Source organism: Parapedobacter defluvii, assembly GCF_014642075.1.
GTDB lineage: Bacteria > Bacteroidota > Bacteroidia > Sphingobacteriales > Sphingobacteriaceae > Parapedobacter > Parapedobacter defluvii.
The window spans coordinates 230,472-255,706 of the sequence record NZ_BMIK01000001.1; the positions used below are offsets into that span (position 1 = coordinate 230,472).

Annotated in this window: 17 protein-coding genes; 8 read left to right on the forward strand and 9 right to left on the reverse strand. The window is 48.8% G+C overall.

Features of this window, described 5'->3' with window-relative positions; genetic code table 11:
• Nucleotides 1-136 precede the first annotated feature (136 nt).
• From lptC to IEX60_RS00835, 6 genes are all read right to left on the reverse strand, one after another.
• Nucleotides 137-724, reverse strand: coding sequence for an LPS export ABC transporter periplasmic protein LptC (gene lptC / locus IEX60_RS00810; protein WP_188746422.1), 588 nt, complete (start codon nt 722-724; stop codon nt 137-139).
• Between the two features lie 24 nt (nt 725-748).
• On the reverse strand, nt 749-2,086 hold the full coding sequence (gene bamG, locus IEX60_RS00815; RefSeq protein WP_188746424.1) for a BamG family beta-barrel-assembly machinery protein: 1,338 nt from the start codon (nt 2,084-2,086) through the stop codon (nt 749-751).
• A gap of 8 nt (nt 2,087-2,094) precedes the next feature.
• Nucleotides 2,095-2,796, reverse strand: coding sequence for a phosphoribosylformylglycinamidine synthase subunit PurQ (gene purQ, locus IEX60_RS00820; protein WP_188746427.1), 702 nt, complete (start codon nt 2,794-2,796; stop codon nt 2,095-2,097).
• A 101-nt stretch (nt 2,797-2,897) separates the two neighbouring features.
• The gene (locus tag IEX60_RS00825; RefSeq protein ID WP_188746428.1) at nt 2,898-3,878 is read right to left on the reverse strand and encodes a DUF6427 family protein; all 981 of its coding nucleotides are present in this window, start codon (nt 3,876-3,878) and stop codon (nt 2,898-2,900) included.
• Nucleotides 3,879-4,058: 180 nt separating this feature from the next.
• Nucleotides 4,059-4,910: a UDP-2,3-diacylglucosamine diphosphatase gene (locus tag IEX60_RS00830; RefSeq protein ID WP_188746431.1), complete on the reverse strand. Its 852-nt coding sequence runs from the start codon at nt 4,908-4,910 to the stop codon at nt 4,059-4,061.
• A gap of 218 nt (nt 4,911-5,128) precedes the next feature.
• On the reverse strand, nt 5,129-5,776 hold the full coding sequence (locus IEX60_RS00835) for an O-methyltransferase (RefSeq protein WP_188746433.1): 648 nt from the start codon (nt 5,774-5,776) through the stop codon (nt 5,129-5,131).
• Between the two features lie 133 nt (nt 5,777-5,909).
• Between IEX60_RS00835 and IEX60_RS00840 the strand changes: the two genes are divergently transcribed.
• Nucleotides 5,910-6,764 carry an endonuclease/exonuclease/phosphatase family protein gene (locus IEX60_RS00840; protein ID WP_229717337.1) on the forward strand — a complete coding sequence of 285 codons (855 nt, stop codon included), beginning with the start codon at nt 5,910-5,912 and terminating at the stop codon, nt 6,762-6,764.
• A gap of 14 nt (nt 6,765-6,778) precedes the next feature.
• Here IEX60_RS00840 and ilvD read toward each other — a convergent pair whose 3' ends face one another.
• From ilvD to IEX60_RS00855, 3 genes are read right to left on the reverse strand one after another with little or no spacing between them, the layout of a single operon-like run.
• On the reverse strand, nt 6,779-8,470 hold the full coding sequence (gene ilvD, locus IEX60_RS00845) for a dihydroxy-acid dehydratase (protein ID WP_188746436.1): 1,692 nt from the start codon (nt 8,468-8,470) through the stop codon (nt 6,779-6,781).
• Between the two features lie 39 nt (nt 8,471-8,509).
• Nucleotides 8,510-9,583, reverse strand: a complete 1,074-nt coding sequence (locus tag IEX60_RS00850; protein ID WP_188746438.1) for a Gfo/Idh/MocA family protein — start codon at nt 9,581-9,583, stop codon at nt 8,510-8,512.
• Complete coding sequence (locus IEX60_RS00855) at nt 9,570-10,460, reverse strand: amidohydrolase family protein (RefSeq protein ID WP_188746440.1); 891 nt, start codon at nt 10,458-10,460, stop codon at nt 9,570-9,572. Before IEX60_RS00855 ends, IEX60_RS00850 begins: the two co-directional genes overlap by 14 nt.
• A 173-nt stretch (nt 10,461-10,633) precedes the next feature.
• Here IEX60_RS00855 and IEX60_RS00860 point away from each other — a divergent pair, with 173 nt between their 5' ends.
• The 7 genes from IEX60_RS00860 to IEX60_RS00890 all read left to right on the forward strand — a co-directional run bounded on the left by IEX60_RS00860 (nt 10,634) and on the right by IEX60_RS00890 (nt 25,234).
• Complete coding sequence (locus IEX60_RS00860; RefSeq protein ID WP_188746441.1) at nt 10,634-11,521, forward strand: AraC family transcriptional regulator; 888 nt, start codon at nt 10,634-10,636, stop codon at nt 11,519-11,521.
• A gap of 253 nt (nt 11,522-11,774) precedes the next feature.
• On the forward strand, nt 11,775-14,816 hold the full coding sequence (locus tag IEX60_RS00865) for a SusC/RagA family TonB-linked outer membrane protein (RefSeq protein ID WP_188746443.1): 3,042 nt from the start codon (nt 11,775-11,777) through the stop codon (nt 14,814-14,816).
• A gap of 25 nt (nt 14,817-14,841) precedes the next feature.
• Nucleotides 14,842-16,623 (forward strand): RagB/SusD family nutrient uptake outer membrane protein, encoded by a 1,782-nt coding sequence (locus IEX60_RS00870; RefSeq protein ID WP_188746445.1) that lies wholly within the window; start codon nt 14,842-14,844, stop codon nt 16,621-16,623.
• Nucleotides 16,614-17,882, forward strand: a complete 1,269-nt coding sequence (locus tag IEX60_RS00875; protein ID WP_188746446.1) for a sugar MFS transporter — start codon at nt 16,614-16,616, stop codon at nt 17,880-17,882. Before IEX60_RS00870 ends, IEX60_RS00875 begins: the two co-directional genes overlap by 10 nt.
• 31 nt (nt 17,883-17,913) lie before the next feature.
• A complete protein-coding gene (locus tag IEX60_RS00880) occupies nt 17,914-20,640 on the forward strand; it encodes an alpha-L-rhamnosidase (protein ID WP_188746448.1) in 2,727 nt (908 codons plus the stop codon).
• Between the two features lie 5 nt (nt 20,641-20,645).
• Entirely contained in the window at nt 20,646-22,451 is a 1,806-nt protein-coding gene (locus tag IEX60_RS00885) for a glycoside hydrolase family 71/99 protein (RefSeq protein ID WP_188746450.1), read from the forward strand.
• Complete coding sequence (locus IEX60_RS00890) at nt 22,448-25,234, forward strand: glycoside hydrolase family 78 protein (RefSeq protein ID WP_188746452.1); 2,787 nt, start codon at nt 22,448-22,450, stop codon at nt 25,232-25,234. The genes IEX60_RS00885 and IEX60_RS00890 overlap by 4 nt, the downstream gene beginning before the upstream one ends.
• Nucleotide 25,235 lies beyond the last annotated feature (1 nt).

Genomic DNA, 25,235 nt, shown 5'->3' on the forward strand with positions numbered 1-25,235 from the left:
CTGTTTCTTTAAGCTGTTATTTTATATTGATACTATCTTGCCTTTTCGGGTGATTGTGCACCCTTTTTCAAAATGAGGCGCAAGATACAACTTTTATCAAAAAAAGAGTAAAATAATTGGAGATGAGCCTTTATTCCTAACGGAATGCGGGGCCTTCTCCGGGTAAGAAGACGTGAACACCTGTCATGTGTTGCACGTCAATCACTTCGAAGTTCCCATCTGAATGAAATGAGGAACCCATGATGTGCCCCCTTCCATCCTTGAACTGCGCTTCAATAGGCACATGGTTATAAAACGTATTGGCTTTCTGATCGTGGATAACTTCTTCGGTTTTTATGACAGAACCATCGGCCCGCGTAATGACCACATTATCCCGGAATTCGGTCAGCTCTTCGGCCTCCTTCTGGATGGCATAGTTGGATGTGATGCGTTGGGTTTCCACTCCATTTTCATCGAAAAAAACGATGGTAACTCCCTTTTGGAATTCGTAGTACGGTTTTTCTACGTTATAATGCCGCATCTCCGGCGCGGTCATTTTTGCCTTTACCAGTGCGGAATCGCTGTAGACGACCGTGACGTGCAGGGAGATGTCTACCGGTTCTTCGGCCTGAATGGCGGCTATCCGGTCCACTTCCTTCAGGTCGGTTTCACAGGATGAAAACAGTAGGGTGCCGATGCAGGCACACGCTGCAAAACGAAAGATATTTCTGCCAATTAACCGCATCGCTGACCATCCTGAATCCAATCGCTAATCATAGCGGTTGCGCCTGAACCAACGTTCGTTGAGCGTAAACCCTAAGTTGAAGTTAATGTAGCGCTCGCGCACCAGGTTGTTGGACAGGGTACCCATCTGACCAAATTCGGTCGAGAAATTGATTTTATAAAAGGATGTTCCGAACAGGGAAGGCAGGGGAAAACCAAAACCTACCGTCAATGCCATTTGCTTGATATCCTGATTAGCGATGTTGATGTAAGACTTGTTATATTTAAAACCGAGCCGGTAATCCACTACGCCCAAGTAATTCACTGAGGTGATATCCGGAGTGATCTGGCCGCCGACCGAAAACCCATAACTGTCTGTGAGTCCCGGATTGTCTCCACCGATCCGGAAATCGCTCCATTTTGCATAATTGAAATCGCCACCGATCATCCAATGATTGCCCTTAGCAAAGCTGAAACCCACGCTGTGCTTCATTGGCATGCTGATTTGTTGTTTTTGACCTTCGTACGTATCAATGGAATCAACAGGTAGGTTTTCAAAGTCGTCTTTCACACTGGTTGGAGTACGGGTTACAACACGTGATGCCGTGGTGTTAAGTGGATTACCCGCGGTTCCGGTATAACCGATGGTCAGGCTTAGGTTGTTGCCAAGTGGCTGGAAATATTGGGCCCCATAATCAAAACTGAACCCCTTGATGTACTGGCTGCTATCTATCCGCACATTTAGGCCACCCACATCGTTTGGAAATTCAATGGATCGGATGTTGTTCAGCGTACCGAAAAGGTAGGATACATTGGCTCCTACACTGAAATTTTTGTTTAATTGGACTCCGTAGCCCAAATACGCTTTCGTGGCGCCTCCGGCTCCTGCATATACGGTCCGGATGTCTGTGGTATCAATGGATCCGGGGATGGCGTAACTAAACCCTACATCCGAAAAAGGCATGATGCCAAAGCTGATGCCGCCGGGGCGCCCCAATGGGATACCGAAGTTGATGTGGCTGAGTGCGAAATTGTAGGAATTTTCAGAAAGCTGGCTCCGGCTCAATTGTGTGACATTTCCAAATACACCGACATCTACTGTGGTAAGTCCCAAAGCGGAGTAGGATGCCGGATTGCCCACATTGATGTTGCCATAGCCGCTCAGGTAGCGTACGCCGGTTGCAATGCCACCCATCGCCCGTGTTTGAGGTAACAGATCCCCACGGATCTCTCCCAAACCAAAACGTGAATAAGGAGAACTGGTGGTAGAACGCTGACCGTATATCAGGGTACTTGACAAAAGGAAGACAAGAAAAACAAAAGCTTTCAGGGTATGCTGCATGATAATGTTCGGGTACTTTGGAATGGGGAAGTGATGCTGCATGTGCGTCATTAAATCGGATGCGATAAAGCCGTGGAGAGAATGGACTCGAAAATAACCAACCCATCCGTATTGCCCAATAGGTTATCCGCGGCACGTTCCGGATGTGGCATCATGCCAAATACATTCCGTGCACGGTTGCATACGCCGGCGATGTTTTCCACAGATCCATTGGGGTTTGCCGCGTCGGTTACGTGACCAGCCGCATCACAATAACGGAGTAATACTTGGTCGTTGTCATGTAGGGACTTCAGCGTATCGTTGTCAACAAAATAATTTCCCTCACCATGCGCAACCGGGATTTTATAGGCACGTCCGGTTTCCATTTGTGAGGTAATCAGGGACTGGGTGGTTTGAGGGGTTAAGTATATGTTTTCGCAAATAAATTTCCGTTGCCGGTTGTGTAACAGTGCTCCGGGTACCAAGCCCGCCTCGGCTAATATCTGGAAGCCATTACAGATGCCTAAGAGGTAACCTCCGTTGTTTGCATAGGCGATAATCTCCTGCATGATGGGGGAGAAACGTGCAATGGCACCGGAACGTAAATAGTCGCCATACGAAAATCCTCCCGGCAACACGATAAATTCCGCACCCTGTAAGTCGTGGTCTTTGTGCCACAGGCGGACCACTTCTTGTCCCATAATGTGTTCCAATACATAGATGATGTCCTCATCACAATTGGAACCCGGAAATATAACGACACCAAACTTCATGCAACGCTGTAAATTAAAAATGTATGCAAAGCTATCTAATTTTTAGTTGCCACAGGATACCCTTTTTGTTAAAAAAGGTTAAAACGCTGTTTATAAATTGCTTAGAAAAACTGAAAATAGATGATTGTGAGGACCAAAAGGACGTAAACGCTTTCATAGAACCATCTCGTGGTTGCGTAGTTAAAATAATACGTCATGCAAATGGCGATAGGGGGAACCGCCAAAAGAAAATGGCTTATGGACCAATCTGCATTGAGGTAAAAAGATACAACAGCGAGCATAAACATGCAGAAAAGCAATTGAAACGACTTACGGATATGCACAACGCTTTTAAAGAGATTCTGACGCAGCGAAAGGAAAAACAATACGAGGATAAAGATTACGGGAAGCAATACCAGGTAGTCGTAGATATCGATGTGTACGGATGTTGGGAAGGGATAAGCCAACGGGAGCCAGATTTCATAAAATTCTGCCATCCGGTCAAACCAGAGGTATACCACACCCAATAGAAAATAGACCGTAGCAAAGCCGATCGGCGCGGCCAGCCATTCACGCCAGTTGAAGGGACGAAAAATGATCAGGCTGCACCAGAGCAATAGCAGCATGACAATGAAGGGAAAATATACCAGACTTCCCAATGCGACAATCATGCCCAAGTCGAACATCAATGGCTTGATTTCGGCGTGTCGGTAGATGCTGAATAATTTATCCAGCATCCATATGGAAAGGAAGTTGCAAATGAGAATCGGCGATAGCACCAGGAATGGCAGGAAGAGGCTGGCCAGGGTCATGTACAGCAGCGCTGGCAGAAAGCTCGATCGGCCTACCAAGTTGAAGCGATTGACCGTCCGGTTAATCAACAGGGCTTGAAAGATGGTGAGTACCAACGTGATCAATACGTTGGCTTGCGGGGTAATGTTTTCCGGAGAAAGCTTGCCTGTGAAATTGGCAATGGCGGGCTCAAAAAAGACCGGCATCAGGTTTCTCGGTAAATGCATAAACACACCCAAGCACAGTACAAGGCCCGTTACGGATAATAGCAGGATGTTTAACGGCGTGTATTTCCGAAACTGATTAATCACGCTGCAATTATAGTGGTTAATTTTGACAGTTGACAGTTAATAATTGACAATTGATAGTTGACAATTGATAGTTGATAATTGACAGTTGTCCACTATCCACTATCCACTATCCATTATCCACTATCCACTATCCACTATCCATTATCCACTATCCATTATCCACTATCCACTATCCACTATCTAAGCCATCGGTTCCGATTTAAGCAGGTCGAGCAACCGGCGGATGTCAAGCTTGCCGTCCAGGCTGTCATTGTCGGATGTATCTGGATCCAGATCGGCAGTGAGGTAGTCGGCTGCTTGGTAGCGGTATACCTGCCAATTTCCTTTGTGATATTCAAGTGCGGTAAGGTTTTCCACCCAATCGCCGGAATTAAGATAGGTTACCGTTCCTTTTTCGGTCTCGATTTGCCGGATTTCGGGTTGATGTATGTGGCCACAGATGACGTATTGATACCCCTTTTCAATGGCCAACGTAGCGGCCGTTACTTCAAAGTTATTGATGAATTTAACGGCATTTTTGATGCTGTTTTTGATTTTTTTTGACAGGCTCATTTTTTCCCGGCCCAACTTCATCAGGATCCAATTAACCAAACTATTGAGCAAGATCAGGGTGTCGTATCCAATGGCACCGAGGCGCGCAAGCCACTTGGAATGTTGCATGGTGACGTCGAAAATGTCGCCGTGGAAAACCCATGCGCGTTTTTTTCCGACGCGTAAGGACAGTTTGTTGGTGATGGTCAGTGACCCCAATTGGAAATCGGCAAATTTACGTAGCATTTCATCGTGGTTGCCGGTCAGGTATGTCACCGGAACTCCTTCGGCTACGAACTTGAGGATTTTCCGGATTACCTTCATGTGCGATTCGGGCCAGTAGCGTTTGCTGAATTGCCAAATATCGATGATGTCCCCATTCAAAAGGATTTTTTTGGGTTTGATGCTCTTCAGATACCGTAGCAGTTCTTTGGCGTGGCATCCATAGGTGCCCAAATGTACGTCTGATAGGACGACCAGATCTACTTCCCGTTTGTTCATAGGCTGCGGGTATTACTTAATCTTCTTCCTCTTCAAACCGCACGTCGATGTATTTGGTAACTAAATAAGACAATCCACCGAGACACAGGATGATGATGCAACTGGTTAATTCTAATGTGTATACCATATTGCACACAAATGTGATGAATAAACATTACCTGAATATTATTAATGGGTTAAATAATATCCTGTATTTTTTGGAGTTTGAAAGATCACAGTTATTTTTTCCGGCTGATCGCGATACCTGAATTGCTCGACCGGTCTACCGTGGTTTCGTAGCCCGGCTGGCTGCTCACAAAATCCATATATTCCTTTATGCCGCCGATGGATTGCAGCACATTGTGGGCGGTGAAGGTACCGCCTGTTTTGAGTTTTGGGTCAACGTCTTTGAAATATTGGATGTACCAGTCCTTGTCTGCGTCCGAAAAGACAAAATCGAGCGGCCCCTCCACTCCCTTTACCAGCTGATGGGCATCGCCCAGCCGGAAATCCACAAGATCAGCCAGCCCCAGGAATTTTAGGTTTTCGATGGCCTCCCGTTGCCTGTTTTCGTCGATTTCAAGGGTGACGAGCCTACCGCCCGTTTTGCTGAGTGCCCAGGCAATCCAAACGGTAGAATGACCTGTGGATGTACCGATTTCCAGTGCAGACTGATAGTGGTTGTTTACGATGAGATCATGCAGTACCTTCCCGTCTTCATACGGCACATTGAGGTCCTGCCATGCCGACCGTTTTTCTGTCAGGAATTTTTCCACGCGTTTGTCCAATTCGCTTCGGGTCTCGGTGACCTGGGCCATGCATCCCGCCACTAGGCTAAACAAAAAGATGCACGACAGTGCTGGTTTGATTCGAAGAGCAACTTTCATGGCAATAACCGGTATATATGTGTAAAAACATATGGTGTCAGGTTTTATTTAGAGAATCCGGTTAATAATTAAAAAATGATAGCTTTGCAGGGGAGCATACTAGCAGGTTTTTGTGCATTTTTTAATACATCGTATGATATTCCGTCGACAACTGCTGAAATACATTGTTTATCTGCCAATCCTTGTGGTGACCTTGTTGGTGTCCGCCAAAAATGATGTAGAACCAATTGAAGGTCAATCGGCACCGGGGCAGGAATGGAAAGGTCCCGAATTGAAAGTAATGGCTTATAACATTCACCACTGCAATCCGCCCAGTCAGCCAGATTTGATTGACGTTGAAGCGATCGCCAAGGTCATTCAAAACGAGTCGCCAGATTTGGTGGCCCTGCAGGAAGTGGATGTGCATACGCGCCGGTCAGGCGAGGATCTGCACCAGGCAAAAGCGCTGGCAGAATTGACCGATATGCACTATTATTTCAGGAAAGCTATCGACTATGAAGGCGGTGAATACGGTATTGCCGTGCTTTCGAGGTTTCCGATTGAAGATACACTGGGTTTTGCATTGCCCATGGCACCCGGCCTTAACGCCGAACCCAGGGCTGTCGCAGCTGTCAAAGTGAAACTGCCGGATGGCCAAATGCTGATAGTTGCTAGCACACATCTTGATCTGGCTACACAGCATCGTTCTTTGCAGGCACAAAAAATTGTGGAATCCTTTACGAAAGACAATTACCCGGTGATCGTGGCCGGCGATTTCAATGATGTAGTGGGAAGCGAACCCATCGAAATCATGGATCAGGCATTCCGCCGGACCTGCGTAGGAGACAATTGCCCGGGGACGATTCCTGTAACAACTCCCAACCGAATTATCGACTATGTTTTTTATCGCCCATCTTCAGCGATGCGTGTGACCGAACACCGGGTTGTGGCAGAAACCTATGCGTCTGATCACCGTCCGGTGGTAGCTGTATTACAGCTAAAGGATTGACCGGTCCGCTCGTTTTATGCCGTGATTTTGCTATCAGTGATACATCCGATGGATGCAGATGATACCATCTGCGCATACTTGAATAATACACCCTGGGTGATTTTCGGAACAGGCTTGGTCCATTGTGACCGCCGCAGACTGATTTCGTCTTCGCTCAGTTTGGCATCTACCCGATTGTTGCGGACATCGATGGTCAGCGTATCGCCGTCCTTTAGCAGTGCAATGAGTCCTCCTTCTGCCGCTTCCGGTGAAATGTGGCCCACGACAAATCCGTGTGTGCCACCCGAGAAGCGGCCGTCCGTAATCAGTGCCACTTCCTTGCCGAGGCCCGCACCCATGATGGCAGCGGTCACCTTCAGCATCTCCGGCATGCCGGGACCACCTTTGGGCCCCACATAGCGAATGACGATCACGTCTCCTTTGCGGATTAGCCCTTTCTTTACGGTGTCGACGGTTTCATCTTCGCTGTCGAATACCCTTGCCGTACCTTCAAAGAACTCACCTTCTTTGCCGGTTATCTTCGCTACGGCACCTTGGGGGGCGATGTTCCCATAGAGGATTTGTAAGTGCCCGGTAGGTTTCAGGGGTTTATCCAGCGGCGTCAGAATATTCAGCTCGTTGTTCCAGGGCTGAATGTCTTCGAGGTTTTCACGAAGTGTTTTACCGGTAACGGTCAGGCAGTCGCCGTCAAGTAGTCCTTCTTCCAACAGAATTTTTAACACGGCGGGTGTACCGCCACTATCGTGTACGTCTTCCATCATGTATTTGCCGCTTGGTTTCAAGTCGGCAATCAGTGGCGTATGGTTACTGATGTACTGGAAATCATCCAATGTTAGGGGAAGGCCAAAAGCCTGTGCGATGGCCAGGTAATGCAAAACGGCATTGGTGGAACCGCCTAATGCCATCACGACCACCAATGCATTTTCCAGCGACCTGCGGGTAACGATGTCACGCGGCTTCAAATCCAATTGGAGCAGGTTTTTGATCGCTGCTGCGGCCGCAACGCATTCCTGCTTCTTTTCGTCGCTGGTAGCGGGGTTGGACGAGCTATAGGGGAGTGAGAGACCGAGTGCTTCGATGGATGAAGACATGGTGTTCGCCGTATACATGCCGCCGCATGCGCCTGCACCGGGGCATGCGTTGCGGATAATCTGACTCAGCTCTTCCTCATCTATGAGGCCCGCCACCTTAGCGCCATAGGCTTCAAACGTGGAAAGAACATTGATTTTTTTTCCTTTGTGCCGGCCGGAATGAATACTTCCGCCATAAATCATCAGTGCAGGACGGTTAAGCCGTCCCATGGCAATTGCCGCTCCGGGCATGTTTTTGTCGCATCCCATGATGGTGACCATCCCGTCATACCATTGGCCACCCATAACGGTTTCGATGCAATCCGCAATAAGGTCGCGCGAGGGCAGTGAGAAGTTCATGCCGAAGGTGCCCATGCTGATGGCATCGCTTACACCGATGGTGTTGAAGGTGAGTCCGTTCAAGTCGACTGTTTTGAGCGCGTCGGTGACAATCGCCGCGAGGTCATTGAGGTGCATGTTGCACGGATTTCCTGCCCAGCCCGCACTGGCAACGCCTATCTGCGGCAGCTTGATGGTCCGTTCGTCCAAGCCGATGGCATGCAGCATGGCCCGTGAGCCTGGCTGGTCTTCGTTTTCAGTAAGTTTACGGCTAAATTTATTTAATACAGTATCCATTAAGTACTTAGTAGTATGTTAGTAATTGCTAAACAGGGGTCATTCGGGAAGGATCGTACCACCTCCATCGTTTGATAAATACGCGGCTTCTACGAGGCGCATGGTATCATATGCGTGTTTCACCGAGGTAATGTGGGCAGCATCGGGATCTTCAATGGCGCATTGCAAATCGGCCATGGTGGCCATGAAGGCATCGGGGTACCAGGCACCGGGAATAGGTTCTTCCACCCAACCCTTGTCCGGATGTTCCGAAAGGAAATACGCAAAATGATCCGCTTCACCTTTCGGAAAATTGATGTTTTTTCCCAGTGTTGCCTTGATTGCACCTTTCGTTCCTTCCCATTTCACGAAAGAATCCTGGTGTTCCAATCCGAAGTCATGCCCATGATTGGTATTGACAAATGCACGGATGGGCCTGTCGTAGTCGAAAACAATGATGGAACGGGTGGAAGCCAATTGCATCTGTTTGGGATGCTGGAACGTTTTGGCATAAATCTGCTTCGGCATTCCCAAGAAGTATTTGATCATGTCCATATAGTGGATGCTGTGGTAAAGCATTTCCATGCGGGGGATACCGAATAGAAACTCCCACAGCTCCCAGGGATGATAGATATTCATCCGTATTTCCATATCATGCAAATCGCCGATGGCACCCTGGTCGATGAGGTGTTTGGCAGCAATGATGGAGGGAATCAATTTCATCTGGAAATTCACGCTGGCTGTGAACTGTTTGGATTCACAGATGCGGAGAATTTCTTTGGCCTCTTCCAATGTTTCGCCCATCGGTTTCTGCATCATCACGTTGGAGCCCCGGGGCAGTTGGCTGAGAATATCAATCAGCCGGGATGCCGGTACGGCGATGTCGAATACGGCACCCGGTGGGGTGCTGTGGATCAGTGCATCCAAGGAGCTATGTACTTCGGGGATCTCAAACAACGAGGCCACCCGTTTTGCCTTTTCGGGCTGTAGGTCATAGATACCAAGAACGGGCCAGTTTGCTTTCCGATAAGCCGGGAGATGGGCTTCTTCCATGATACCTCCGGCGCCGATGACGACGATCGGCCGGGGATGCGAGGGCAACCTAAAGTCGGCAGAAAGTTTATATTGTGTCATGTGGATCGTATGAATCAATTTGATAGAAATCAAGTGCATTTTGATAAAACACCCGGGTTAGTTCATCCGGCGAGAGCCCCCGGCACAATTGCAGGGCGGTGTCAAACCAACGCGCGTAGTCGGATGCGAGTGTCACGACGGGCCAGTCCCCGCCGAACGCCATGCGAGCCGGTCCGAAATGTTCCATGACCACCTCCACATAAGGCTGGAGATCGGCCACGGTCCACCGGTCCCAATCGGCTTCGGTAACCAAGCCCGAAAGCTTGCAATGGACACGAGGATTTTTTGCCAGTTCCGTTATGTGGTGTTTCCATTGCGAGAACGCGTTGGTTCGGATAGCAGGTTTGCCAAAGTGATCGAGCATATAGCGTACATCCGGAGCCGCCTCTACCAGCTTCACCGCAGCAAGTAGCTGGTGGGCTTTCACGCATAGATCAAAACTCAGATTGTGCTGGCATAACAACTCCATATGGGCAATGAAACGCGGATTACCATATAATGAGATGGATTCTTCTTCCAGCCGACGGATGCCCTTTACCAATTTGTTCGTTGTGAGCGCCTTCAATTTTTCGAGTGCCTGATCGGATTCCAATGGAAAATAGGCGACAATGCCGCAGATACGGGAGTCCTGTGTGGCTAGCTGTGTCACATAGTCGACCTCGGTTTGATATTCATCGGGCAGGCATTCACATTGAAGAAAGATCAAATTCGAAATAGGTATCTCTTTGGTCGCTTCCCGGTATTCGGCAAGTCCCAACGTTTTTTTTATGGCCGGTACGTCATCCAACCACGGATAGCTCATTTTGGAAAGGTCCCAAAAATGCACATGCGCATCTGTAATTCGAAGGCTACTATAACTGGTGTTTAACGGTGTCATAAAATTTTTTTAAAGGTATACGAAAAATTACCGTAGCGATGGTATTGGATTAGCCAGTATCTGTACGAATTTGATTTATTGCTATTTTATTGATCTTTTTATCTTATTTTCGGTATTTAATTGACATTATAGTTGTGAATTTATAAAATTCCTGTCAAAAAAATATATATCCAATGAAACCCATTTATGCCAAACCCCCATTAGGTAGTCGCGCAGCCTTCCAGGTCAGAAAGGATTATTTTGATGTGCTGGATACAAAATGGCATTATCATTCGGAATATGAGTTGGCCTATATTAACTATCCGCATGGCAAGCGGATAGCGGGCAATAGCATTGCTACCTTTGAAGGGGGCGATTTGGTGTTTTACGGTCCCAACCTTCCGCACGCCTGGTCGCACGAGCCCGTCGCAGAAGAACAGAAAGGTTATAATAAAGGCCTTTTATACGATGCCATTGTGGTTCACTTCAGTGAGTCGTGTTTTGGTGAATCTTTTTTTGCCATTCCGGAAATGAGTGCCATACAAGCGATCCTTAAGAAAAGCACACGGGGTTTACTGGTGCACGGTACGTCGCGAAAACGTATTGCACAATGGATGACACAGCTGGTGGATGATACGGGATCGAAGCGGGTTATTTTATTGCTCCAAATATTGGAAGAGTTGTCTACCTCAAAGGAATATGGTCTCCTGTCATCGGCGGGGTACTGGGATAACCTCAACGATCACGATGCGGTACGGATGAGCAGCATCTATGAGTATATCATTCAAAATTTCACCAAAGAGATCGCATTGGAGGAGATTGCTACCCAGGCGCATATTTCCCCTTCGGCTTTTTGCCGGTATTTCAAAGCGCGTACCAAGCGAACGCTTAAAGAATTTGTAAATGACCTGCGTATCAATTATGCGTGTCAACTGCTGGAGGAAAACCGGCATAGCATCACCCAGATCTGCTTTGAAGCGGGATTCAATAACATTTCCAATTTTAACCGCCGGTTTAAAGAAATCAAGGGAATTACCCCGCAACAGTACCGAACCAATATATTAGGTATCTATCATAAATAACCACAAACAAGTCAGACTGGGCTTGATTCAATCCTAAGCAAGGTCAAAAGCGTATTGATAGTAGCCAAATCCGTACTGGTCTGGATAGCTATTTACGGCTTTTTTTGTGTTTATAATTATAAACCCTGATAATCGATGCAGTATCAAGGACCCGTGGTATTTTTCCACATAAAGCTAACCAGTATCCGCTTGCTACTTGGACCGGCAGGCTTGCGCTAAACGATTAAATTAAACCTTTATGAAAAAGTTATGTATGTGTAGATGTTTACTCTTAACCTTACTTCTTGGGACACTAGTCAATTTTTCCCTTTATGCCCAGAACGCGGTTACAGGTTCCGTGAAGGATGAAAGCAGTAATCCACTTGCGGGTGTGTCTGTACAGGTCGAGGGAACCACGATCGGTACGAAAACCGACGAAAATGGTCAATATACCATTTCTGTTCCAGACGGCGACGCGGTGCTTGTTTTTTCATTTGTGGGGTATTCACCGGAAAAGGTGACTGTGGGAACACAACGGCGTGTTGACGTCACACTGCTGGGGTCTGCAACGGAGTTGGAAGAGGCCGTCATTGTGGGTTACGGAACTCAAAAGAAAGTAAGTGTGGTGGCTGCTATTTCGACGATGAAAGCCACGGCCCTGCGGCAAACGCCTGCCTCTAACATAGGTATTGCATTAGCCGGGCGTTTACCCGGATTGAGCGTACTTCAGCGGTCGGGGGTTCCGGGGGGTGAGCAATTGGATTTTTATATACGTGGCCGCAGCACGATCAATGGGCAGCAACCCCTGATGCTTGTTGACGGTGTGGAACGTGATTTTACAGCATTGGATCCCCGGGAAGTCGAAACCATCTCGATTTTGAAGGATGCTTCGGCTACCGCTGTGTATGGTGTACGCGGTGCAAATGGTGTCATCATGGTGACCACCCGGCGGGGACATTCGGGCAAACCGGTCATTGATATTACAACAGAACAATCCTTTCAGGCACCGACCCGTCTGCCGGCAATTGTGAACGCTTATGACTATGCCCGTTTATACAATCAGGTGGAGCTGCAAAACGGACGTGCACCGGTCTATGACGATGTTGCGCTGGAGCATTACCGGTTGGGCGATCGTCCGGAATTGTATCCGGTACGGGACTTTGTCCATGAATTTATGAAAGACGCATTTCCTATGCGGAGAGTTAACGTGAACGTAGGTGGTGGAAACGACCGGATGCGTTATTTCACTACGGTTGGATATCTCTTTCAGGATGGTATTTTCAAAACAGAGAAATTTGATGAATACGATTACGATCCCTCTTCGAAGGCCAATCGTGTCAACTTCCGGTCTAATTTTGACATCGATATCAATTCGTCGTTGAGCATGTTTCTCAACGTGAGCGGTTATATGCAAAAGAAGAACGATCCGGTCGTAGTGCCAAACAACGGAGCTTACCTAGATGATGTCAATGCATATTCCGTTGTAATCGGTTCGTTGCTGCAAACCCCCAGTAATTATCACAACGATATCACCCCCGACGGTGAGGTGCTTTCCACTCCTTTGAAAGGTGGGAACATTAACAATGTTCCTTACGGCATGCTGAACCGTTCGGGCTTCCGCAATACATTAACCAATCAGGTAACCGCAACATTGGGTGCGGAACAAAAGCTTGAATTTATCACGCCGGGCTTATCGGCAAAGGTGGTTGCTTCTTACGATGCCACTTCGATTAATCAGCAGATAAGGCAAAGAACCTTCCAGCTGTATGAGGCGAAACGGGATCCGAACGACCCGGACGGCGTGGTGTATGAACCGACGGGGACGATGACAAACAGTTCTTTATCTGACTCACAGGCCCAATCACAATGGAATTTGATGAATATCGATGCGTCGGTGAATTATTCCCGTACATTCGGCATGCACGATGTAACGGGTATGCTCCTGTTTAATCGGTATCAGCGGGTAATCAATATCGATCTTCCTTATAATTACGTGGGGTATGTCGGGCGTGCTACCTACGGCTACGATAACCGGTATCTTGCTGAAGTCAATTTTGGGTACAACGGTTCCGAACAGTTTGCACCCGGCCACAAAATGGGCTTTTTTCCTTCCTTCTCTGTGGGCTGGGTTGCCTCAGAGGAAGATTTTATAAAGGATGCGATGCCGTGGCTTTCATTTGCGAAGATCAGGGCCTCTTATGGGCAAGTGGGCAATGATAACATGAACGGAGCCCGCTTTGCGTTCCTTACTTTGTGGAACGGCAGTTATGAATCGCAAATTGGTAATACCGAACTTGAATGGGAGAAAGCCAGTAAGGCCAATATCGGATTGGAAACCCGCTTCTTCAACGATTTCAGTTTTGATGCAGACGTTTTTTATGAAAGGCGTAATAATATTTTGATTCCTGCCGATGGACTTGTCCCTACCGGAGTTTTTGGAACGGGAGGGGTGTTTGTTTCGGGAATCATTCCGAAGGTGAATGCAGGTGAAATCGAAAATAAGGGGTTTGAACTTGTGGGTGGCTATCAAAAGAGTTTCAATCCGGATACACGTCTTGACATCAAAGTGAATGGTGCTTTTAACCGCAACAAGGTGCTTTACCTGAGTGAAGTCTTGCTTCCCGAAGATTATACCTATCGCCTGCGTAGCACCGGTTATCGCTTAGGGCAGCAATGGGGATACAAAACCGCCGGTTTTTTTAACTCGGAAGACGAAATTCAGAACTGGTACGACCAATCAGGCATTGGAGCAACTCCCAAATTGGGCGATCTGAAATATGTGGATACAAACGGCGATGGAGTCGTTACCGAGCAAGATCAGGTACCCATTGGTAATCCTGAAATGCCCGAGTGGACATTTGGCGCAGCGTTTAGTTTCCAGATCAAGGGATTCGACTTTAGCATGATGTGGCAGGGAGTTGCGGGTAGAAGCTATCTTTTGACCGGACAACGAATATGGGAAACCTACAATTTCAACGAGTGGCATAAGGAAGCATGGAGCCAGGAGCGATTTGATGCCGGACTGCCGATTACGTATCCGCGCCTGGAACCGGGCAGCAATGCCAGCAAGCTTCCTTCTGATTTCTGGTATACCGATGGAAGTTACATCCGGCTGAAAAATGCGGAGATCGGCTATACGCTTCCGCAGCAACTATCAAAACGAATAGGGGCTACTTCTATACGGCTTTATGCCAATGGATTGAACCTGTTTACGTTTGATCGGTATCCGGTAAAATACCAGGATCCTGAACAGAATAATGAGTTATTGTATCCGGTTTTCAAAGCGTATAACTTCGGATTGAATGTGTCTTTTTAGCAGTTTCACGAAAATATTAACAATCATGAGGCAGATAATTTTAACGTTACTAGCAGGGTTGGGGCTTGTTTTCCAATATGGCTGCGAAAAGGTGCTGGAGAAAACCCCGGATGGTCAGACGACCATTGATAAAGTATTGAACAATTACAATCGTACCAAGGGACTGATTGATGTTGCTTACAATGAAATCTACCAAGCCCGTGATCAGATTTCATTCGTTCATAACACGATGGAGTGCTTGACCGATAATGCATTTTGGGCAGCTACTTACAATGCCTACGAATGGCACAACGGTGCACTTTCTTTATCCAATCCGGTAATCAATTGGCCCTGGGCTTCACCCAGTGAGCAGTTATGGCCCGACTTCTGGCGAGGCATTCGGTTGGCAAATAATGCCATTAAATACCTGCCGCAGTCAACGGTCATTACCGAACAGGAGCGGCGGACATGGATTGCGGAAGCACGTGTATTGCGTTGCTGGTACTACATGAATCTACTGGAGTTTTACGGTCCCATGCCTTGGATTGAGGAACCATTTGAGCCGACTTACATGGGATGGAATGAACTGGTACGGCCAACTTACGACGAGCTGGCTTCTAAAATTGAGCAGGAGTTGCTGGATGTAATTAATTCGCGGGTTTTGCCGGATCGTCAGCCTACGCAGGAAGCCCGCCGTGTGGACAATGGCATTGCGTATTCCATCCGTGCCCGTGTATTGTTATATAATGCTAGTCCGCTTAATAATCCCGAAAATGACCAAAACAAATGGCGACGGGCAGCTGACGCAGCCCAGGATGTACTAAATATGCCCAACTACAGCTTGGTGAGCATGTCCGATTACAAGCGCCTGTTCATCGGTGCATTTTCAACCCCGGTAACAGAGATTATCTGGCGGTCCTGGACCGATAATTCGCATATTAATAACGCGAATGGTGTAGACGTTGGCAGCTATCCCTATGCAAGTATCAACCACATGTGGAACTGCGGTGAGTCGCCCACACAAGAGTTAGTGGATGCCTTTGAAATGACAAATGGTGCCTTGCCTGTAACGTATGACGACGCTACCCGTACCCGTGTAACGGTGACGCCCGAGGCCGCTGAATTAGGTTATAGCGAGGCTGCCGGCGGCGATCCGTATGCTAACCGCGATGCTCGCTTTTACATCAACATTGTGCACAACATGATGAACTACGGCGTGCCCTATAACTGCACGGAACCCTACATCATCGAAACCTTTGTGGGTGGGCGTAATGGCTTTAACGACGTGATTTCGCAGGAAACGCAACGCTCCTGTACCGGCTATTACAGTGGTAAGGACAAGCAGATCAAATATTGGGGGCCGGGAGGCAGCCAAGGTCATGAGCCTACACACTGGGTGTTTTTCCGCCTGGCGGAATTTTACTTGCAAAAGGCAGAAGCGCTGTGTGAACTCGGTGATTTGGAAGGTGCCATGACCGCGCTGAATGTGATCCGGCAACGTGCCCTGCAGCCCAGACTTCAGGATGTACCCGGATTTGTTAATACCCAGGAATTTATCCGCGAGCGGATACGCAATGAGCGCCGTGTGGAATTCTGTCTGGAAGGACAGTACCGTTTTGACGATCAACGCCGGTGGAAGATTCTCAACGAAACGAACCGCTTCGTTACCGGCATGCGGATCACCAAGGGAGCCGATGGCAAATTCAGTTATGAACGGAAAAAAATCCGTGATTACCAATCGTATACCGACAAGTACCTGGTGATGCCGATTCCGCTGGAAGACGCGAAGAAAATGACTGGATTAACCCAGCCTGCGGCATGGCAATAGATCAAATAAGGCAGGAGGACGAAGTACGGAGCATAACTACGCCTCGTAAGCATACGTATGTGCTGCCATTGGTGATGGTTACCACGTTATTTTTCATGTGGGGTTTGGCCATCAGTATGCTGGATGTGCTGAACAAACATTTCCAGGATGTGTTGCAGGTGTCGAAGGGGCAGTCGGGGTTGGTGCAGTTCGCCGTGTACGGGGCCTATTTTCTAATGGCCTTGCCGGCGGGATATTTTGTACGGCGTTTCGGCTACCAGCGCGGAATATTACTGGGGCTATCCCTGTACGCGATGGGAGCTTTCTTATTTTATCCGGCAGCTCAGGTAGCTACGTTCGGTTTTTTCCTTACCGCACTGTTTGTAATTGGCTGCGGCCTGGCAATCATAGAAACAGCCGCTAATCCGTATGTAACGGTATTAGGAACTCCCGAAGGGGCCGTATTCAGGCTTAACCTTGCCCAATCCTTTAATGGGCTTGGCGTTGTCTTGGGGCCGCTGATCGGCGGGTTGGTTCTGTTTGCAGCGGACAATGGTTCCGGGTTGGAATCTGTCCGGCTGCCCTATCTGTTAATTGGTGGAGTGGTACTGCTGCTGTTTGTGGTGTTTTCTTTGGTAAAACTCCCGGAGATTGCCACGGAAAGTACGACAACTGAGGACGAAACGGATGCAGCAGCCGGGCAATCCAAGGGATTATTTCAATACCGCCATTTTGTGTATGGTTTGATTGCCCAGTTTTTTTACATCGGTGCCCAGGCAGGTGTGTGGGGCTTTTTTATAAACTATGCGGTGGATGATGTAGGAGATATGACCAATCAAACGGCTTCGTTTTATCTTTCGGCAGCGATGGTATTGTATACCGCGGGTCGCTTTATGGGGACCGCCTTGCTGCGGTATGTGTCACCCGTCAAGCTGTTGACGGTTTATGCGCTGGTCGCGGCGCTGTCTATGGTGCTGGTTATGCTCAACCTTGGGTTTATATCCTTGTATGCATTGATGTTAAGTTGTTTTTGTATGAGTATCATGTTCCCGACCATCTTTGCACTAGGGTTGAAAGGATTAGGTAAAGAGACGAAGAAAGCAGGATCCTATATGATTATGAGCATAGTGGGTGGTGCCTTAATTCCGCCAATGATGGGGCTGCTTGCAGATGCCGTGAATACGTCATCCGCTTTCGCATTACCCTGTCTTAGTTTTGTGGTCGTTTTCTGCTTTGCAAAGTGGGGGTACAAAGAACGTGTAAATGCGAGCGTGAGTTAATTGGTTGAAGGTTATAAACGAATAAAAACGAATGAACAAGTTAGGTATTGTGGTGGGAGACTTTATAAGGCAGTTTGTGCTATTGATGATTTTATGGAGTGCTCCGGTTTCGTCCGGATGGTGCATGGCCGATTGGCGGGTAGCGGGATTGAAGGTGGAGTATGCGGAGCATCCCAAGGGCATAGCTATTGCACGGCCCCAATTCAGTTGGCAAGTTTCCGGTGAACAACGGAATATCAAGCAGCAGGCTTATCAAATATGGGTAGCCGATTCGCCGGAAAAATTGGCCAGCTCCGAAGGAAATATCTGGGATAGCGGGGTTGTGCAATCGGCTCAGTCTGTGGGCGTTTTGTTCAATGGTCAAGATTTGGAGAGCCGTAAGGCTTACTACTGGAAAGTGAAAGTATGGGCGGAGCAGGGTGGGGAAGCCGTGGAAAGTGAGGTTGCATCTTTTGAAACGGCATTGCTGCATGAATCGGACTGGCAGGCAGACTGGGTAGGGTTTCCTTTTGGCTGGGTAGGCAAGGTGCTTTATTTCCGTCATGTCTTTCAGTGCCCTGCTGATGTTGTGTCCGGTAAAGTATACCTGGCGGGAATTGGATACCACGAGTTGTCGATCAATGGGCAAAAAATAGGAAAAAATGTCCTTGATCCTGCAACAAGCGACTATTCCAAGCGGATTTACTATACCACGCTTGACGTAACGGACCACCTCAAAAAGGAGAATGTAATGCTCATTGCAGTCGCTCCGGGTTGGTACGGTGTACCTAAGCTCCGGTTGCAGATGGAATTGGCATTTGCCGATGGAACAACCAAGCGAATCACCTCCAACGATATCCGGAATGTAACCTTGGGCCCAACCGTTCGCTCGGGCATCCTCGACGGCGAATATTACGATGCCCGGAAGGAACAGGAAAATTGGCTGCTTCCTACCGATACCATCATCAAGGGACTTCCGAATAAAACCTGGGGAGTCGCTCCCATTGTGGAGCCTCCTGGAGGCAAAATGGTATCGCAGCACATTGAACCCATTCAGGTTGTGGAAGAATTTCACCCGGTTGACATGAAGGAAGTGTCCCAGGGGGTCTATGTACTGGATGCCGGCCAGAATCTTGCCGGGTGGGTGAAGCTGCATGCAAAAGGAGAACGGGGAGATGTAGTGACCCTGAAATTTGCAGAAACAGTTTATCCGGATGGAACCGTAAACCAGGAGAATCTGCGGACGGCAGAAGCGACCGATACCTATGTGCTGAAGGGTGACCCAAAAGGAGAATCCTGGGAGCCAGCCTTCACCTATCACGGCTTCCGCTATGTGCAGGTGGAAGGGTATCGATCGCCGCCTGCGGTAACGGACTTTACCGTCAAACGGGTACGGTCTGCCGTGGCCGATGCGGGCCAATTTGCCAGCAGCAACGACCTGCTGAATGCCATCTGGCTTATGGTCAAACGTACGGAAGCGAGCAACCTCCATAGCATTCCAACGGATTGCCCGCAGCGCGATGAACGCATGGGCTGGATGAACGACATGACTGTGCGGATTGAGCAGGCGATCTATAATTTTGATATGTCCAGGTTCTATCCGAAATACTTGGACGACGTTGCAGATACCCAGGACGAATTGGGTAGAATTACCGATACCGCTCCGTTTCGATACGGCGGCAGGCCGGCGGATCCGGTTTCCGCGAGTTACCTGCTATTGGCATTGAAAACCTACGAATATTACGGGAATCGGGAGATCCTCCGCCAGCATTACCCGGGACTCAAAGCATGGGTGGATTATTTGACCACCCGTACCAAAGACGGGATTGTAGATTATAGCTATTACGGCGACTGGGCGCCCCCGGCGGAGTTCGGTGTGTCGGGAGCCGGTTACGGGGCGATTTCCAAAAACACACCCGGAGACCTGATGTCTACAGGCTTCCTGTATTATTGTGCGGATATCATTTCCCAGATGGCCACTGTGCTCGGGAATCAATCCGATGCAGAAACCTATAAGCGTTTGGCCACCGAAACCGGGGAGGCATTCAATCGCCAATTTTGGGATGAAAACGCCGGAGGATATGGTTCTAACAATCAATCCTGCAATTCCTTCGCCCTCTTCCTGGGCCTGGCAGATGGTGACCGCAAGACCCGGACATTGGAGAACCTGGTGAATGACGTAATTGAAAAAGAATACCACCTGACAACCGGCAATATCTGCACGAAATACGTATTAGAAGTGCTCACCGAAAATGGGCGTATCGATGTGGCTTATAAAATCGCTACCCAAACCACGTATCCCAGTTGGGGGTATATGTTGGCGAACGGAGCTACCACGCTATGGGAGCGGTGGGAATACGCTACCGGTGGATCCATGAATTCACACAATCACCCCATGATGGGTTCTGTCGGTTCGTGGCTGTATAAATACCTGCTGGGTATTGTGCCGTCGATCGATAAGCCGGGTTTCGAAGAATTTGTGATCAAGCCCTACATCCCGGCAGGATTGGATTCCTGCAAAGGGACGTACCAATCGGTACGGGGTGAGGTGGGAAGTGCCTGGCAAAAAAACCGTGGCAAACTGGCACTGGCGGTCAGCATTCCGGGAAACAGTACGGCAACCGTTTATGTGCCAGCCACGAGTGCAGGTAAATTGACCGTGGATGGTAAGCCTTACAGCAGGCATGACCAAGTGGTATACCGGGGCCAAGAAGGTACGTATGCGGTATTTACCGTACCTTCGGGTAACTATCGTTTTGAATCCGTTTGGAAAGATTGACAGCCATGAAAGTCTGGTTACTGCTTCTTCTTTTGTTGTCGGGATGGTTGCCTCCGGTATCGCGGGCACAGGAGCCCGGTACCTTCTATACGTTGAAAAATACCGTAGGCATCGACCAATTTGGCCGGTCTTTCAAACCTTATGGCGAAGAACGGCCCAATAAGCAAGTAGGTATGTTTTTCTGGTTATGGATCGGGCAGCCCTATGCCAGCGGGGCCTACGATGCAACGGAAATCCTGAAGCTGCCCGATGGAAAGCGCCTGCTCTTTGATTTCGATCACCAGAATGATCGCATCAGCCCGAATGGCCAGGCCCATTTCTGGGGGAAGCCACTTTGGGGATATTATAACTCGGAAGACGAATGGGTGATGCGCAGGCAAATACAGCTCCTCATACAGGCAGGGGTCGATTACATCGTGTTCGATGCGACCAATGCAGTCACCTATAAACCGGTTTACCTCAAACTGATGTCGGTGATCAGCGAATACCTGGCGGCAGGATGGCCTGCACCTAAAACGGTGTTCTACACGCATTCCCGGTCGATGCAGACAACCACGCAGCTTTACGAAGAGCTGTACAGCCAGCAACTGTATCCGGAAACCTGGTATCGGGTCAATGGCAAACCGCTGATTATTGCCTATGAACAGGTGGAAGACGATCATGCCGAAGCCCTGAGCCGGGGAGACACTGCCTATGTAGCTCCTCCATACCGTGAAGATATACAGGATTTCTTCTCTTTCAAGCGGCCGCAATGGCCTTTTGACCCCTTTCATGCAGACGGCTTTCCGTGGATTGAATGGTCTTTCCCACAGCCGCTGCATACCGATGTGATGAATGTAACCGTTGCCAGCCATCCCAGTGTACCCATGTCTTATTCGCTTACCCGAGACTCCGTCAACTGGGGAAGGGGATGGGATCCGTTTTTGAAAAAGAACGTGGCCGAAAACGTCGATCAAGGTACTTTTTTCCAACACCAATGGAACCACGCATTGAATGTGGACCCACCGCATGTCTTTGTGGGCGGCTGGAATGAGTGGATTGCTTATAAGCAACCCTGGGGAGGAGAGTATATGCTGTGCGATGCAACGGATAGGGAGTATTCGCGGGATATTGAACCGATGTCCGGTGGCTACGGGGATGCCTTTTATATCCAGCTGATTAAAAATATCAGGCAATATAAAACAACAGCCTGTGCAGCGGAACGTGTTAGAAATCGGAAGAAAGAGATCGATATTCACGCAGGTGTTGAACAATGGGATGATGCCAAGGCAGCATACCGCATGATCGGTGAAAAGCAACCGCCGCGGGACGCATATGGTGCGTCACAGACCCTGCGGTATACGCAGCCGGCTCCCCGGAACAATCTACAGCGGATTCAGGTATGTCACGACGATCAACATATTTATCTGTTGATCCGCGCGGCAGACGCTATCAAACCCTATAACGGTGACGGTAATTGGATGAACCTGTTTGTGGGCATCGGTCAGCCATCGCTCAAGGGATGGGAAGGCTATGAGTTCCTGATTAGCCGGGATTCCGCGGGAAATGACTTACGTATTGCCCGGTTGGCGGCGGATTTCGGCCAAATACCGGTGGGCACGGCAAGATTTACCGTTGAGGGGAATACCCTGCAAATGGAAATCCCCAGGGCAGCTTTGGGGATCGACGAGAAAACGGCTTCGCTTTACTTTAAGGTGGCAGACGGGGTCGATCATCCCGCGGATATCATGGATTATTACGTATCAGGTAGCGTGATGCCTATGGGACGGCTTAGCTACCAGTATGATTTAGAAGAACACACAACAAGATGAGATTGCAATTTATCGTTATCCTATTCCTATTCGTTGGTTCCTGCGGTTTGAAACAGCCTTCCTTGGAGGTGGTCTCGTTGACGGTGGAAGGGCGGGAGAATTTTCCGGGTATTGAAGAAAAACAACCACTTTTGAGCTGGGAGATCCGTTCGTCCAGCCGGGCTACGGAACAAACCGCCTACCAGGTACTGGTTTCATCATCCGGGGAAAAACTGGCGGACAACCAGGCGGATTTATGGGACAGCGGAAAAATTAATACCGATTCGAGTATTCATGTTGCTTACAAAGGTGTTGCCCTGGAGAGTTACCAGCGTTGTTATTGGAAGGTTAGGGTTTGGACCAATCACGGTGATTCTGTGTGGAGTGCGGTGCATCACTGGCAAATGGCGATGCTTCATCCGGAAGACTGGAAGGCGCAGTGGATCGGCTTGGATACGTTTAGTGCAGGCGATCGGCCCTACGATCAGGATACCCGGCTCGCTGCACGCTATTTACGCAAAGAGGCCACGATTGAAAAAGAAATCCAGGCCGCTACCGCCTATATCAGCGGACTGGGTTTGTATGAATGTTATATCAATGGCGAGAAGGTGGGCAATGATGTCTTGACGCCTACGTTGACGGACTATGACAAAAGAGTTCCTTACAATGCGTATGACGTGACCGACCGACTGAAAAAAGGGGCCAACGCAATCGGTGTGATTCTGGGGAACGGCCGGTTTTTCGGTATGCGGGATTTTCACGGCAATCCCAATCCGATGACGGGAAGCAGGCAGGTGACCTATGGTTTCCCCCGGCTGCTGCTGCAGATCCGCGTGGAATACCGGGATGGCAGTGTGGAGTACATTCATTCAGACGGGAGTTGGAAGGTTACGGACCAGGGGCCGATCCGTGCCAATAATGAATACGATGGAGAGGAATACGATGCAACCCTGGAATTTGCCGAATGGGATACACCCGGATTTGATGATCGGACCTGGAAGGCGGTTGATTTGATGGACGCGCCGAAGGGCGTTCTCTATTCACAGCCGAATGAGAACATAAAGATCAAGGAAACACTTGTTCCAAAAGAAGTATATGCAACCAATAGGGGAACTTATATGGTGGATATGGGGCAAAACATGGTTGGATGGCTGAAGATCAACCTGAAAGGAAACGCTGGGGATACCATAAAGCTGGTTTTCGCCGAACGGATGAAAAACCGGGACACATTATATACGGAAAACCTGCGGTATGCGCGGGCAACCGACACGTATGTCATGAAGGGAGAAGGCACGGAGCAGTGGCATCCCATCTTTACCTACCATGGATTCCGATATGTAGAAGTGTTTGGCCTGTCCACACCGCCAACAGTAGCTGATTTTGAAGGACAGGTCGTTTATGACGACGTGCAGACCATCGGTGATTTTACCTCTTCCAATGAAACCCTGAATCAGATTTTCAAGAATGCTTACTGGACGATACGGAGCAACTACCGGGGCATTCCGACGGATTGCCCCCAGCGGGACGAGCGGGTGGCATGGCTTGGCGACCGAATCATGAGTTCCTACGGCGAAAGCTTTATCTTCGACAATTCACGGTTATATGCCAAATGGATGGATGACATACAAGTCGCCCAAAACGAAAACGGCAGTCTTCCGGATGTTGTGCCGGCCTATTGGATCGTCCACAACGACAATGTAACGTATCCAAGTGCGTATATCATCATTCCCGAGATGCTGCGTAAGCAATTTGCAGACGAAGCTACCTATCGGAAGCACTATCCGGGGATGAAAAAATGGATGAATTACATGTGGGATACCTACAGCACCGATGACCTGGTTCTGAAGGATGTTTACGGCGACTGGTGTGTGGCTCCGGAAGAGGGTACGGATGTGATCTGGACGAATGACCCGAAACGTACAACCGATGGAGGGCTGGTTGCCGCTTCCTACTATTACTATTGTTTGACGCTGATGAAGAATTTTGCTTCGCTGCAAGGTATGGATGAAGATGCGGCTTATTTTGACACCCGTGCCCAACGTGTAAGAAGCGCATTCAATAAGCGGTTCTTCCATTCCGATAGCCTGTATTATGGCAACAATACCACCACGGCCAACCTGCTGCCACTGACGTTCGGTATGGTGGAAGCGGAAAACCGGGATGCGGTCTTTAACCGGATTTTGGAAAAAACAGCGGAATATGGCAATCACATCCATACGGGAATCATGGGGGCCATGTGGTATATGCGCGGGTTGTCCGATCATGGCAGACCGGATCTGGCGTATACCGTCGCGACCCAAAAAACCTATCCAAGCTGGGGCTATATGATCGAAAACGGAGCCACCACCATCTGGGAGCTTTGGAACGGCAATACCGGGCATCCGCTGATGAATTCCTGGAATCATCAGATGCTGTTGGGCGATCTGCTGATCTGGTATTACGAATACCTGGCGGGAATAAAGTCAGATCCGGGACAGACCGGATTTAAAGGGGTTGTCATGCATCCGATATTCCCGGAAGGACTGGAGTACGTTAACGCATCGTACCGGTCCATTTACGGAATGATCAAAAGCCACTGGCGAAAGGAGAATCAAACGCTGCGGTGGCAGATTACCATTCCACCGAATGCAACGGCCCGTGTTTCTTTACCGGCGAATACGGAAAAGGCGATTAAGGAAGGCGGAGTTCCCCTCGGGGAAGTACCCGAAATCAGACTGCTGGATAAAGACGATCGCCAGGTGTGGGTAGAAATCGGTTCCGGAGACTACGATTTTGTTGTGGCAGACGTTAAATGGGGGGAGTAAA

Coding starts and splice junctions, on each gene's coding strand:
- IEX60_RS00850 (WP_188746438.1), bottom strand. CDS start 9,583: ATGACACAATATAAACTTTCTGCCGACTTTAGGTTGCCCTCGCATCCC.
- IEX60_RS00840 (WP_229717337.1), top strand. CDS start 5,910: ATGATATTCCGTCGACAACTGCTGAAATACATTGTTTATCTGCCAATC.
- IEX60_RS00855 (WP_188746440.1), bottom strand. CDS start 10,460: ATGACACCGTTAAACACCAGTTATAGTAGCCTTCGAATTACAGATGCG.
- IEX60_RS00860 (WP_188746441.1), top strand. CDS start 10,634: ATGAAACCCATTTATGCCAAACCCCCATTAGGTAGTCGCGCAGCCTTC.
- IEX60_RS00875 (WP_188746446.1), top strand. CDS start 16,614: ATGGCAATAGATCAAATAAGGCAGGAGGACGAAGTACGGAGCATAACT.
- ilvD (WP_188746436.1), bottom strand. CDS start 8,470: ATGGATACTGTATTAAATAAATTTAGCCGTAAACTTACTGAAAACGAA.
- bamG (WP_188746424.1), bottom strand. CDS start 2,086: ATGCAGCATCACTTCCCCATTCCAAAGTACCCGAACATTATCATGCAG.
- lptC (WP_188746422.1), bottom strand. CDS start 724: ATGCGGTTAATTGGCAGAAATATCTTTCGTTTTGCAGCGTGTGCCTGC.
- IEX60_RS00865 (WP_188746443.1), top strand. CDS start 11,775: ATGTGTAGATGTTTACTCTTAACCTTACTTCTTGGGACACTAGTCAAT.
- IEX60_RS00870 (WP_188746445.1), top strand. CDS start 14,842: ATGAGGCAGATAATTTTAACGTTACTAGCAGGGTTGGGGCTTGTTTTC.
- purQ (WP_188746427.1), bottom strand. CDS start 2,796: ATGAAGTTTGGTGTCGTTATATTTCCGGGTTCCAATTGTGATGAGGAC.
- IEX60_RS00880 (WP_188746448.1), top strand. CDS start 17,914: ATGAACAAGTTAGGTATTGTGGTGGGAGACTTTATAAGGCAGTTTGTG.
- IEX60_RS00835 (WP_188746433.1), bottom strand. CDS start 5,776: ATGAAAGTTGCTCTTCGAATCAAACCAGCACTGTCGTGCATCTTTTTG.
- IEX60_RS00885 (WP_188746450.1), top strand. CDS start 20,646: ATGAAAGTCTGGTTACTGCTTCTTCTTTTGTTGTCGGGATGGTTGCCT.
- IEX60_RS00890 (WP_188746452.1), top strand. CDS start 22,448: ATGAGATTGCAATTTATCGTTATCCTATTCCTATTCGTTGGTTCCTGC.
- IEX60_RS00830 (WP_188746431.1), bottom strand. CDS start 4,910: ATGAACAAACGGGAAGTAGATCTGGTCGTCCTATCAGACGTACATTTG.